The following is a 12,411-nucleotide window of genomic DNA, read 5'->3' as shown; positions in this document are numbered from 1 at the left end:
CCATAAATCCGATGGAAAAAGCCGCATCAGCTTTTTGGCGGTGTATAGCCTTCAATAGCAACCTCTTTGCCTTCAAACAAGAAAGCTTTCATTTCAACTTCCAGTAGTTTGCGGTGCTCAGGGTCCATCATATTGAGCTTCTTCTCATTGATCAGCATGGTTTGCTTGACTTGCCACAAAGTCCAGGCCTCTTTGCTGATCGAGTCAAAGATTCTTTTGCCCAACTCGCCCGGATACAACTGAAAATCCTGGCCGGCGGCTTCTTTTTTTAAATACTGACAATAAACGATACGTGACATCACAACGCCTCTTCAGCTGTCTTAACCTGCTAGTTCCACTTAGTTTATCTTAATCCAGATCAGATTGCTTTAACTGCTGTTCAATCCACTTCCGAATGGGGGCCGGCAAGGCAATGTTGGCCAGTTGCCGACTGGCATACCAGCCATGCTGCGCTGTCTCTTGCACCTGCAATTGTGGCTGCCAGATGGTCGCATCCAACTGATAGTGACTGAACTGGTGACGAAAGCTGCCTATCGGCTTAGCCTGTTGCAACAGCGGGTGCTCCGGTTCCACCTCTGGCAAGGTTAGTAACGAAGACCAAATGCCTTTATCCGGCCGCTGCTCCAGCAACAACTGACCTTGCTGTTGTACCCATAGAAAATGGCCCTGCCGGCTCGGCTTAGCTTTTTTCGGCTTTGGCATTGGAAATTGTTCTACTTGCTGCAACGCATAGGCCTGGCAACCAGACTGTAACGGACAACTGTCGCAATCAGGCTGACGGGCCGTGCAAAGCGTAGCCCCTAAATCCAATAATCCTTGGGCAAAGCGGCGGTTGTGCTGTGTTGGAGTTAACTGTTCGGCCAATTGCCATAGCTGCTTTTCCAGCCGGCTCTGGCCGGCATAGCCTTCTAAGGCAAACAAACGGCAAAATAACCGGCGTACATTACCATCGACAATTGGACCATAGCTGTCGTAGGCAAAGGATAGAATAGCGCCGGCGGTATAGCGGCCAATTCCGGGTATTTGCTGTAAGCTGTGCAGATCATCAGGGAAGCTGCCACGTGCAGCAATGGCCTGCGCTGCCTTGTGCAGATTACGGGCCCGGGCATAATAACCAAGCCCCTGCCATAGCCCCATCACTTCGTCTTGCCCGGCCATGGCCAAAGCCTCAATGGTTGGGAAGCGCTGTAACCAACGCTCAAAATAGGGGATCACGGTTGCAACCTGGGTTTGCTGCAGCATCAACTCGGAAACCAGCACCTTGTAAGGCGTAATATCAAGCTGCCAGGGCAAGTCATGCCGCCCTTGCTGCTGTTGCCAGCCAATCACCAAAGCGGCAAACCGCCCGGCACCAAACGGATGAACATCGGATAAATCAGTACTCTGCACACAGCCTCCATAGTATTGCCCGCTAGTATACCCCAGCCCGGTAAAGCCCGGCTATGGTGGAAAAAAGCGGGTTGAGCTTCTGCTTCAGAACACCGATAATACGCGCCCTTATTGCAATGCCGGAGCCCGCCATGAGCGAACAGCCAACTACAGCCGCTGACGAAAGCGCAGAAACCACCTCTTATATGCGTAAAATTCGTAGCTTTGTGCTGCGGGAAGGTCGCTTAACCAAGGCACAAAAGCTGGCGCTGGAACAGCATTGGCCTACCCTGGGCGTTGATTACCAGCCCGAGCTGCTGGATTTAGCTGCTTTGTTTGGTCGCCAGGCCGATACAGTATTGGAAATCGGTTTTGGCATGGGTAAGTCCCTGGTACAAATGGCAGCCGCCGCTCCGGAAAAAAACTTTATCGGTATTGAAGTACACCGCCCAGGTGTTGGCGCCTGCCTGGCCGATGCTGCAACAGCCGACATCAGCAACCTGCGGGTTTTTCAACACGATGCCGTCGAAGTTTTGGCCCAAATGATCCCAGATCACAGCCTGGCCACTATCCAGTTATTTTTTCCGGATCCCTGGCCGAAGAAAAAACACCACAAACGCCGAATTGTCCAAGCCGACTTTGTGCAGCAACTGCGACACAAGCTTGCCATAGGTGGCGTTTTTCACATGGCAACCGATTGGCAGCATTACGCCGAACATATGCTGGAAGTCATGCAGGCGGCAGAAGGTTTTAGCAACCTGTCGGCCAGCGGCGATTATGTCGGGCGCCCGGCGCATCGCCCAATCACCAAGTTTGAGCTGCGCGGTAAAAAGCTTGGTCATGGTGTCTGGGATCTGATGTTTAAGCGGGAGCACTAAGATGTTAAGTTCTGCCAGCCAGATGCTGCTGCGTAACCTGGCCGATTTAGCCGGCTCCAGCCTGTTGATGGAACCACCTCTGGACCAACTGGCTGGCCAGTTGCCCGCCAGCTGCCGTCAACAGGTTGCTGTATTCAGCAGCCAGGTAACTGTAGCCTCACGTTGGCAACAGGCCGGCTACCGCTGTAGTACAGGGCTTAAACCTGACTTTTCTGAGCGCTTTCAGACAGCCGTACTGTTTTACCCGAAAAGTAAAGAGCAACTGACTTTAATGCTGCAGCAGTTGCAACCGATGCTGGCTGAAAATGCTGATATTTTTGTAGTAGGTGACAATAAAAGCGGTATCAAGACACTGCCCAAACAGCTGCAAAACAGCGGGCTTAGCGCCCATAAACTGGACAATGCCCGCCATGCGCTCTGGTTTGTAGTCAATGGTCGCCCGGCAGACTGCGCTATCAAAGCCCAAACCTTTGATGTCACAGTAAATAGTATTCAATTGCGCATGCACTCCTACCCTGGAGTATTCAACCATGGCAGCCTGGATCAAGGCACTGCCTTATTGCTGCGACATCTGACACACATTCAATCTGGCAAGGTGCTGGACTTTGCCTGCGGCTCCGGTGTAATCGGGGCTTACCTAAAAGCAAGCCAGCCGGCAATTGAGCTGTATGCCTCCGATGTCAGTACACTGGCTACTGCCGCGACGGAAGCGACCCTGGCAGCCAACCAGCTGTCTGGTACCGTGCTGGCGGCAGATGGTTTGCCAGAAGCTCCTGCTCAATTTGAGCATATTGTCAGCAACCCGCCCTTTCACACCGGCCAAAAAACAGACTACAGCATTGCTGAAAGCTTTATTCGCGCTTGTCCCGACAGGTTAGTACCTGGGGGCAGCCTGACCTTGGTTGCCAACAATCATTTGCCTTACCAGAGCTGGCTGCAGGAAAGCTTTGGCCATTGTACTATACTGGCACAGGAGCATGGGTTTACCATTTACCAGTGTTTGAAAACGAGGAAATAACGCTATGGCTGTTAGGGCAGTATTGCTGGGGGCAGGGCTGTATGGGCTGATTTTCTCAGCCGTTGCCACAACGGGAACGGAAACTTGCCTGCAACAGCCTAACCGAACCACCCCTTGCCCGCATCAGCTGTATCGGCTGATGCATTTGCCTGATCAGCCAACGGCTGGAGTCCGCTGTATCTGTGTAACCGATTTTCAGCCATTTTTACAACAACCGGGATCGGAAGTGGCACAAATCCGTCAACGCATGGACAGGCGACAACTGGAAGCACAACTGGGTATGGAGCTGGAACCCATACTGCGTATATTACGACGCGAGGATTAAACGTTGCTCAAACTGCCCCAAAGCTATGGGCTCACCTTGCAGCAAAACAGGCAGTAACCACAGCTCCCCCTGTTCGACCCAGTAGATAGCATTTTGCTGCCAGGCCAAAGCATATTGTAACGCCTGCGCCCGGCTACAAAATACTGCCCAGCTGGCCTCCTGAAATGTCAAGTCGACCGATGCACCTATGATCTGGCGGTAACGTAGCGAGGTGTCGTGCAGGCATGCTGCAAATGCCATATTACGGCAGTGATTTAAACCGGGCTCCGCAAGCTTACCGGCGGGATTAGCCACACTGATGATGGAAAAGCTATTTTCAGCGGCAAAAGGTTGATAACTGATAAATACAACATTCTGATTAAGTTGCCACAGGTCCATCATTGCGCCATCACTCCGAATGCAGGCCCCAGCTAAAAAAGCAGAGTACCGGTTTGCGTAATTGTGGTTTTCTGCATAACATCATAGTCAGGTAAATACTAGCATCCCATGCTGGCCTTGGATATGACAACTCTATGATGCAAAGAACTTTTTCAATAAAAGGTATGCTCATTGGCATTGTGATGCTGATCTGCAGCCTGACATTAATTGCATCACTTGTTATATCCGGCTTACACGATATCAATACCCAACATAAGAAGCTACAGCATCAGTTGCAGGCGTATGCCACCATCATTGCAAACAGTACCTCATCGGGACTGTATCATAAAGACAGCGATGCGTTGGAGCGCCAGTTAAAAGCATTTGCAGCCGTCCCAACCATCAATAATATTCATATCTATCGTATGGATCCTGACAGCCAGGAGCCATTTTTTTTTACCAGCTACAACAGGCAAACCGTTGGCCCGCATCCAACCCAATTTCATCGGATTGAGCAACTGCAGTCGCTGGTTCAAAGCCCGCATTATCTTGAGATGATGGTGCCTATTGAGCATTTGCAGCAAGTGATAGGTTATGCCTACCTCAGAGCAAATAAAGCCGAGATATCCGGTTATACCCAAAACCGGGTTTTAACCGATATCATCATTGCAACTCTGGCACTTTTAAGCGCATTTGTTGCAGCTAACCGGTTGCAGCTCTGGCTGACCAAACCAATAGAAACCTTATTGCTTCAGGTGCAAAACATCACCAAAACGCAGGATTTCAGCATACGGGCAGCAGAAACAAATTTAGATGAAATCGAATCCTTTAGTAAAGCTCTGAATCTGATGTTGGAAAAGATTGAACGTCAATTTGACAAGTTACAAAGTGCCGAGCAGGAAATACGTAAATTGAACCTAAGCCTGGAACAAAAAATTTCTGAACGTACTCAGGCATTAAAAGAGTCAAATCAGGAGCTGCTGAATACGTTGGAAACCCTGCATCAGTATCAGAGCCAAATTGTCGAAACAGAGAAAATGTCCAGTCTGGGCCAAATGGTTGCGGGTATTGCCCATGAAGTGAATACCCCCATAGGCCTTGGTATTACGGCCTCGACCTTGTTGCAGGACCGATTGAAAGTCATTGAACAAAAATTCCAGAATAAACAATTAACCTCTACTCAGTTAAACCGCTTTCTGGCGGAGTCTCATGAAAACCTGGGGATTGTTTATCGTAATCTGGAACGGGCAGCCAGCCTGATCCGTAGCTTTAAACAAGTCGCAGTAGATCAATCCAGTGATAGTGCCCGCGAGTTTAATATGCTGCAACTCATTCAGGAGGTACTGCTGTCCCTGCGACCCAACCTGAAAAAAACAGAGCATGAAGTCATCATTAATTGCGCTGATGATCTGTGGCTTGAGAGCAAACCGGGGCCTATCAATCAAATCTTAATTAATCTGATTATGAACAGCCTGATCCACGCTTTTGCCGATGGTGTACAAGGAAAAATTATTATCACCGTTGCCATAGAGAACAATCACTGCCAATTAATGTATCAGGATAATGGCGCTGGGGTACCAGAGCAAATTCGCAAGCGTATCTTTGATCCTTTTGTCACCACCAAACGTGGCGAGGGTGGCAGCGGTTTAGGCTTGCATTTAGTCTACAACCTGGTGACTCAGGCATTGCGAGGCAAAATTCAATTGGAAAGCTCAATTGGCGAAGGTGTGCACGTTTTTATTGAGTTCCCTGTACTGATTAGAAAAAATAAATAATTATAACTTACTGATTTAAAATGACTATACACCCAAAGAATGGCCCAATTATTTAGAAGCGCTAAATGTTAACAAAACCACTTGTTAACAAAGGGAAGTAAAGCTATAATTGAACACTAATTGACAATGTTCTGTCATATCAAAGCATCGCATTGAGTCATTAATTTAAACACAGTTCACATAAGGTTAATTGTATGCAGACCCCTGTCGTTCTAATAGTTGAAGATGAAGAAGTTACCCGCTTAAACCTGGTCAGCCTGTTTCAGGGTGAAGGCTACGATGTGATTGAAGCCATCAACGGTGAAGAAATGAACCAGCGACTGGCTGACAATAAAGTCAACCTGATCGTTATGGATATTAATCTGCCAGGCAAAAATGGCTTGATCTTGGCCCGTGAGTTACGCCAGAAAGAAAAAATTGGTCTGATTTTCCTGACAGGCCGCGACAGTGAAGTTGATCGCATCCTTGGCCTGGAAATCGGTGCCGATGATTATCTGACCAAGCCATTCAATCCACGCGAGCTGACCATTCGGGCGCGTAACCTGTTAAACCGCACGGTTGCCCAGCCGGTCGTGGAAGAGCACAAAAGTGTTGTAACCTTCAATGGTTGGACCCTGGATGAAAACAGCCGTAACCTGACATCGCCAAAAGGTGAGTCACGTCGCTTACCAAAAGGCGAATACCGCGCTCTGCGTCTGATGCTGGATACTCCGGGAAAAATCTTTACCCGGGAGCAATTGATCCGCCATATGACCGGTCGTGAGTTACGCCCGAATGATCGTACTGTGGATGTCACCATCCGCCGCATTCGTAAGCACTTTGAAACGGATATGGATACACCAGAGTTAATCAGCACCATCCATGGTGAAGGCTACCGCTTTGTTGGTAACATCGACAAAGACTAATTAGCTGTGCTGTTCCAGGTAATCGTACAGAGCGGCCAAGTGCCGCTCTGTTGTTAAATGAAAGTCTACCAACTGGCGTTCAAGCTGAGGCCAGTTCGGCTCAGTCAGAGCCTCATACTTCTTCGCTTGTCGTTGTACCCACTGCAAACCAACCGAAGCAGCAGCACCTTTTAAGGTATGAGCTGCATCCTGAAATTGTTCCAGATCCTGATGCACGGCTTCTTCCAGCATTTTATTGATGTAGCCTGGCAAGAGTTGGGCAAATAGCTTAGCACTACGCAGCATGGTCTCTTTGCCAAGAGAGTTCATATAGTCATCAAGGATAGCCAGATCCAGCATATAATCCGAGTCGTATACCGGCTTTGCAGAGGCTGTTTTCACCGCACTGGGCGAAAACAGCTGGGCAAGTAATTGATCAAGGTTATTGGTGTTGATAGGTTTAGCTAAGGAACCATCGATACGGATCCCATTTAACTGTTCTTCTGCTTTGCGAACATTGGCACTTAACACCACAATAGGAATATTTTTTAAATGCATTTCCTGGCGCATAATGCGGGCAATTTGGTCACCGGTCATATCCGGCAACTGCATGTCCAGCAACACCAGATCCAGATCATCTTCAGTTTCCAGTAATGCTAGCGCATCTTCGCCAGTTTCAGCATGAATTACAGTATGCCCGCGTTGTTCAAGTAAACTTATGGCAATATCTGCATTCAAAGGCACATCCTCCACCAACAAAATCGTAAGCTCAGGACAATCAATCCGCTCTTGCTCCGGGCGGCTTGCCATCCGGGTTGGTAACAGAATCTCGAAACAACTGCCCTCACCTACTTTACTTTGCAAACTGAGTTGTCCTTCCATCGCTTCCACCAAAGCTTTGGACACCGACAAGCCAATGCCAGAACCCACCACACTTAACCGCCGGCCATCGCTTGATTTATAATACATATCAAAGATGCGGGACTGTTCATGCAGGCTGATCCCTATGCCGGTATCTATCACTTGCAACAGCAACTGGTTGGTTTCATGTTGCAACAGCTCACAATAAAGGCGGATTTTTCCCTGACTGGTAAATTTAACGGCATTATTAATCAGGTTCCATAACACCTGACGAACCCGGGTTGGATCCAGCTGCAAATAGCAATCTGCCGGTATCTGCGCGTCCAGCTCAAATTCCAGTCCTTTTTGTTGGCAAATCAACTCTGCGAAATTCTGAATATCAATAACGAAGCTGTTTAATTCAACGCTCTGATATAAGATATCAAGATCTTGCCGATCAATTTTATCCAGATCGATAATATCGTTAAAAATATTACCCAGAGTTTCAGCACTGGTAAAAATAGTCTGCCCCCAGCTACGCTGCACTTCAGTCAAGTCGCTGTCGAGCAAGCGCCTGGTCAAGCCTACAATGCCATTTAAAGGCGTACGCAGTTCATGACTTAGGGTGGCAATAAATTTTCCTTTATCCTGATAGGCTTTCTCCAAAGCCTGTTCGGCAAGTTTACGCGATGTAATATCCCGACCAAATCCAAGTAAACCTATGTAACGCCCTTGCTTATCGAAAAATGGTACTTTCCGCATTTCAAACCAGAGGCTCTGACCTTTACTATCGGTAAATTCAACATCGAGAATAAGCTCAGATTGTTGTGCCGTTACTTCATGATCACTCAAAATCGCAGAAGGTGCGCTATCGTCGTTGAAAATATCCGAGGGGTGCTTACCTAGCAAGGCACTGGAGGATTTGCCCATAATGGCTTCAAACATTTTATTGAAGAATGCAAAGCGTCCGGTTTCATCCCGGTAGTAGAATAAATCGGGCGAACTATCCACAATAGAGCGGATCAACAACGTTTGCTCTTCCAGCTCTTGCTGTGCTTTCTTTCGCTCTAAAATCTCTTTTCGTAACTCATCAATGGCTCGCCGCTTCGCCTGAAACGCTTTTTTACGTTCTTCTATTTCAAAATTTAACTGACGAATATTTTCCTGCAAATGCTGATTCAAAACTTTTTCCTGATGACTGGAGTCCTCCAGGTACAAGAGCGTAGCATCCAGTTGTTCAATCAGATAAAACACCAAGGCCAGCACCAGAGGTCCTAACAACATCGCCAGCAAAAGCACAGCATGGACAGTATCCCAGTGAATGCGGGACTCCAGCAAAAAAGATATCCCCAGTGCAAGCAATACTGCCGCCATCACCACAAACAACTGCACCAACGCCATCAGCTTCAACCAGCCCCACTGACGCAAGCGTATTGCCAGTCCTTTCACCATCGGGTGAACAGGTTCAACTGCCATAGAGGCCTCTTTTGATTTTATGTACTGACTTCATGGCTTCATTTTATTGGTTATCGGATGGGATTGGGCTGTTTTTGTGATTATTTTTTATCGTCGCCTAGAGTATCCTGTATTGACTTCCTTGCCAATTAGAGATAAACCTATAGGACAGTATTTGACGCATTTTTGTTCCAGGGTAGCGATATGCTGAAAAAAGCCGTACAGCTTAGTTCATATCACTATTCGTCTTACTACCTCTCTGAGTGGTTTAACGAATAGCACAACCGGTCAGCCTTTGACCGGCAGGTGTTATTGGTTCCTGCCCACTAAATTTTACCTATATTAACAATAAAATTTTCGACGCCAGTCGCTTGTCTGCCTGTGTATTGCTATACCGGTCAGTCGTTGTGTCTGGTGCTCGAGCAGCACAGGTGTAACATCATGCGTAAAATCTCTGTATTAGCAACAGCTATTGCTTCAGCTCTGGTTTCAGGCTCCTTGTTTGCTGATGAGCAAACCATCGGCGAAGCAAAGGTTGAACGAATTGAAGTCACCGGCTCCCGTATCCGTGGGGTCGATCTGGAAGGTACTCAGCCTTTGGTAGTGATTTCCAATGAGGATATTAAAAACTCTGGTGCCAGCGATATTTATGAATTGCTGCGTGATCTCGGACAGGTACGTGGCGGTAGCGGTACCTTCTCCACATCTGAAAGTGGCGCCACCTCCACCTCCACCCCTGGTGGCCAGGCTGCCGCGTCATTGCGTGGTCTTGGCCCGGCTTCGACGCTGACTCTGATCAATGGTCGCCGGGTGGCAGCCTCTTCATTTGCGGCTGGCACCCAGAACTTTGTCGATATCAACAGCATTCCCCTGGCTGCCATTGAGCGGGTTGAAATACTGGCCACCGGTGCATCCGCCATTTACGGTGCTGATGCAGTAGCCGGTGTTATCAACTACATTTTAAAAAGTGATTACGACGGCGCTGAGCTAAACCTGAGCTATGGCAACAGCACCGCTTCGAGCAATGATGGCCGAGCCAATGTTAACTTTGTAATCGGCCGTCAGGTCGCTGGCGGTAACCTGACCGTTTTTGCGGATTACTTTGACCGTAAAATGCTGACCGCGCAGGATCGCAGTTTTACCCGTGATCCGGCACTGGTCAGCAACTATTCGTATTTACCCAAACTACAGGACGGCGCAAATATTTATTACACTTACATTGGCCGCATAGGGCCCGGCGGCTACTTTCAACCTCGGGGAGCAGGCGATCAATACGAAGTAAATCCTCGCTGTAGCAATGAGCTGACAGAAACTGAGCTTGATGAACTAATTTGTGCATACTACCCAAATCAGGATGATGTTCTGACATCTCCTTTCAAAAGCGCTTCCGCTGGTTTTATGTTCAATGTTGAACTAGGCAAAGTGCGTTGGAGCACCGACTTTTTCTTTAGTGAAACAAAGTCTTCTGCGTTTTCAAGCCCAGCTCCCATCGACCAGGTGAACGATGCGGAAGGGCCCATGGCTCACTTGTCAACTTTGGATATCTTTCGTGACACCAATGGCGCTTTCTTTATGCCAGCCATCAACCCAGACTTTTTAGCCGGTGTTGCTGGAGCCCCTAAATACATTGCTACTGAAGACTTTGATCTGGTCTGGGATGACTTCTTCGACACCCCTATCCACGATCGCTGGGTTGGTTATGGCCTTGGTTTTGATGCGCGCTTTAATGATCCTCGTACTATTGATATCAAATCCAGATCCTTCCGATTGGTCAGTGGACTGCAAGGCGAAGTCGGCCACTGGGATTGGGAAACTGCACTTACCTATTCCCGCTCAAGCTCGAATCAAGAGGCCAGCCGGGGCATCTACAACCGCTACAAACTCCATGCTGCTTTAGGTGGTGAGCTTTGCTCAGATGGACAAATTTCCAGTTACAATGCCGATACCGACACCATGAGTTGCAGCGGAGGAGCCGAGCTGCTCGGTTATTTCAATCCATTCCTGGTCGGTGATGCCACCAATGATGCCCAGCTTGCTCTGGCACAAGAGGTGCCAACCCGTAAAGGATTAAGCACGGTATTAGGCTGGGATGCTCGCTTCAGTGGCGAATTGTTTGAAGTGCAACACGGCTTTGTCAGCGCAGCACTTGGCCTGGAGTTGCGCCGGGAAAAAATTACCGATACGCCATCGCTGAATGCCAGAGCACGCTTTGAAAATGACTACCTGGTCGATGTATTTGGTTTTGGTTCCAGTTTGTCTGCTGCCAGCCGTAACCAAGCAGCGGCTTTTGCCGAAATCTATGCGCCACTGGCCGAGCGGGTTGAGCTGCTTGCAGCCGGTCGCTACGATCACTACAACGACTTTGGCGGTACTTTCAACCCGAAAGTAGGTCTGACCTGGCGTCCGGTCGATGAGCTTATCCTGCGTGGTTCCTGGGCCACCTCGTTCCGGGCTCCCTCATTGACTCAGGCCGGTGTACAACTTCGCACGACCACCGCCACTTACGATTGCTCTGCCAACCAAACCGTATCGGACTTGTACTGTGATGGTCAGAACTTTAGCAGCAGCCCCAATGTGCTCGAGCTGGGTAACCCGGACCTGCAAGCTGAAACATCTGAATCGATCAGTTTGGGACTAGCCTGGAGCCCAAGCCGCGATACCACCATCACCGTCGATTACTGGCAGTTTGATCACAAACGGCTGGTTGATACCGATATGACGGCCATGTTGGCCCGAACAATTACCGATGCATCTGTGCGTCATTGTGGCCTGGTCCCTCAAGGACAAACAGGCATTGCCTACACCCCATCGGTCTGCAATGTGACCGATGGGTCCGGTTTGCGTATTGATCAACAAGGTGCCAGCCTAAGTGAGATCCTGGCTGCATTTATCGAGGCGGTTGAGCCACGGGATAATGTTTTACCTTTGATGCGTGATCATGTGATTCAGTTAGAAAACGTTGGTAAGCAAGAGGTTAAAGGCCTGGATATCAGCTTTAAGCACACACTGGACTTTGCCGGCGGCCGTTTAGGCCTGGATATCGACTGGACCAACTACTTGTCGTTTAAGCGCAACAAAGCAGGCTCAGATGAAATTGAGTCGCTGGTTGGAACTTACCGCTATCCCCGTAATATTGGTAGTGCCCGTGTCTCCTGGCGTAACGATGACTTATTTCTGGGGTTAACTGCACTCTATACCTCTTCCTACCAAGATGATATTGGCCGTTTGAGCCGTCGTAATATCTGGGAGCTGGAAGACTTAGGTGAGCTAGATGCTGATGGTAACCGTCAAGTAGCATCCTGGACCACCCTGCGGGCCAGCGTCGGCTACGACTTTGACAACGCCGCCATTAATCTGAGCATCGACAACTTGCTTGATCGGGACCCACCACGGGTATTCGGCAGCAGCCGTGGCTTTGATTCCATCAATCACAATGCCATGGGCCGCAGTTATCGTTTATCCTTTACTTACTTCTTCTAAGAAGCAATCTCAGGGGAGCTTTGCTCCCCTC

10 protein-coding genes are annotated in these 12,411 nt (G+C 48.8%); 6 read left to right on the top strand and 4 right to left on the bottom strand.

Going from position 1 to position 12,411, the window contains the following annotated elements; genetic code table 11:
* Nucleotides 1–26: 26 nt before the first annotated feature.
* Together QWF21_RS00415 and mutY are read right to left on the bottom strand one after the other, a co-directional pair.
* Nucleotides 27–299 (bottom strand): oxidative damage protection protein, encoded by a 273-nt coding sequence (locus QWF21_RS00415; protein ID WP_330086058.1) that lies wholly within the window; start codon nucleotides 297–299, stop codon nucleotides 27–29.
* A gap of 49 nt (nucleotides 300–348) precedes the next feature.
* Complete coding sequence (gene mutY, locus QWF21_RS00410; RefSeq protein ID WP_330086057.1) at nucleotides 349–1,389, bottom strand: A/G-specific adenine glycosylase; 1,041 nt, start codon at nucleotides 1,387–1,389, stop codon at nucleotides 349–351.
* Nucleotides 1,390–1,520: 131 nt separating this feature from the next.
* Between mutY and trmB the strand changes: the two genes are divergently transcribed.
* From trmB to QWF21_RS00395, 3 genes are read left to right on the top strand one after another with little or no spacing between them, the layout of a single operon-like run.
* The gene (trmB, locus tag QWF21_RS00405; RefSeq protein WP_330086056.1) at nucleotides 1,521–2,246 is read left to right on the top strand and encodes a tRNA (guanosine(46)-N7)-methyltransferase TrmB; all 726 of its coding nucleotides are present in this window, start codon (nucleotides 1,521–1,523) and stop codon (nucleotides 2,244–2,246) included.
* Nucleotide 2,247: 1 nt separating this feature from the next.
* Nucleotides 2,248–3,264 carry a methyltransferase gene (locus QWF21_RS00400; RefSeq protein ID WP_330086055.1) on the top strand — a complete coding sequence of 339 codons (1,017 nt, stop codon included), beginning with the start codon at nucleotides 2,248–2,250 and terminating at the stop codon, nucleotides 3,262–3,264.
* 4 nt (nucleotides 3,265–3,268) lie between these two features.
* A complete protein-coding gene (locus QWF21_RS00395; RefSeq protein ID WP_330086054.1) occupies nucleotides 3,269–3,589 on the top strand; it encodes a hypothetical protein in 321 nt (106 codons plus the stop codon).
* Here QWF21_RS00395 and QWF21_RS00390 read toward each other — a convergent pair.
* The gene (locus tag QWF21_RS00390) at nucleotides 3,572–3,970 is read right to left on the bottom strand and encodes a DUF3293 domain-containing protein (RefSeq protein ID WP_330086053.1); all 399 of its coding nucleotides are present in this window, start codon (nucleotides 3,968–3,970) and stop codon (nucleotides 3,572–3,574) included. The genes QWF21_RS00395 and QWF21_RS00390 overlap by 18 nt on opposite strands.
* Nucleotides 3,971–4,101: 131 nt before the next feature.
* On the opposite strand from QWF21_RS00390, the gene QWF21_RS00385 reads away from it, so the two are divergent.
* Together QWF21_RS00385 and arcA are read left to right on the top strand one after the other, a co-directional pair.
* The gene (locus QWF21_RS00385) at nucleotides 4,102–5,721 is read left to right on the top strand and encodes an ATP-binding protein (RefSeq protein WP_330086052.1); all 1,620 of its coding nucleotides are present in this window, start codon (nucleotides 4,102–4,104) and stop codon (nucleotides 5,719–5,721) included.
* Between the two features lie 194 nt (nucleotides 5,722–5,915).
* A complete protein-coding gene (arcA, locus tag QWF21_RS00380; protein WP_330086051.1) occupies nucleotides 5,916–6,626 on the top strand; it encodes a two-component system response regulator ArcA in 711 nt (236 codons plus the stop codon).
* On the opposite strand, the gene QWF21_RS00375 is transcribed toward arcA, so the two are convergent.
* Complete coding sequence (locus tag QWF21_RS00375) at nucleotides 6,627–8,921, bottom strand: ATP-binding protein (RefSeq protein WP_330086050.1); 2,295 nt, start codon at nucleotides 8,919–8,921, stop codon at nucleotides 6,627–6,629.
* Nucleotides 8,922–9,341: 420 nt separating this feature from the next.
* On the opposite strand from QWF21_RS00375, the gene QWF21_RS00370 reads away from it, so the two are divergent.
* Nucleotides 9,342–12,380, top strand: coding sequence for a TonB-dependent receptor plug domain-containing protein (locus QWF21_RS00370; protein WP_330086049.1), 3,039 nt, complete (start codon nucleotides 9,342–9,344; stop codon nucleotides 12,378–12,380).
* Nucleotides 12,381–12,411 lie beyond the last annotated feature (31 nt).

The organism is Alkalimonas mucilaginosa, assembly GCF_036327005.1.
GTDB lineage: Bacteria > Pseudomonadota > Gammaproteobacteria > Enterobacterales > Alteromonadaceae > Alkalimonas > Alkalimonas mucilaginosa.
The sequence above is the reverse complement of the archived record's forward strand: the minus strand, read 5'-3'. Positions and strand labels throughout refer to the sequence as shown.

Coding starts and splice junctions, on each gene's coding strand:
- QWF21_RS00415 (WP_330086058.1), bottom strand. CDS start 299: ATGTCACGTATCGTTTATTGTCAGTATTTAAAAAAAGAAGCCGCCGGC.
- trmB (WP_330086056.1), top strand. CDS start 1,521: ATGAGCGAACAGCCAACTACAGCCGCTGACGAAAGCGCAGAAACCACC.
- QWF21_RS00400 (WP_330086055.1), top strand. CDS start 2,248: ATGTTAAGTTCTGCCAGCCAGATGCTGCTGCGTAACCTGGCCGATTTA.
- QWF21_RS00395 (WP_330086054.1), top strand. CDS start 3,269: ATGGCTGTTAGGGCAGTATTGCTGGGGGCAGGGCTGTATGGGCTGATT.
- QWF21_RS00390 (WP_330086053.1), bottom strand. CDS start 3,970: ATGATGGACCTGTGGCAACTTAATCAGAATGTTGTATTTATCAGTTAT.
- QWF21_RS00385 (WP_330086052.1), top strand. CDS start 4,102: ATGATGCAAAGAACTTTTTCAATAAAAGGTATGCTCATTGGCATTGTG.
- arcA (WP_330086051.1), top strand. CDS start 5,916: ATGCAGACCCCTGTCGTTCTAATAGTTGAAGATGAAGAAGTTACCCGC.
- QWF21_RS00375 (WP_330086050.1), bottom strand. CDS start 8,921: ATGGCAGTTGAACCTGTTCACCCGATGGTGAAAGGACTGGCAATACGC.
- QWF21_RS00370 (WP_330086049.1), top strand. CDS start 9,342: ATGCGTAAAATCTCTGTATTAGCAACAGCTATTGCTTCAGCTCTGGTT.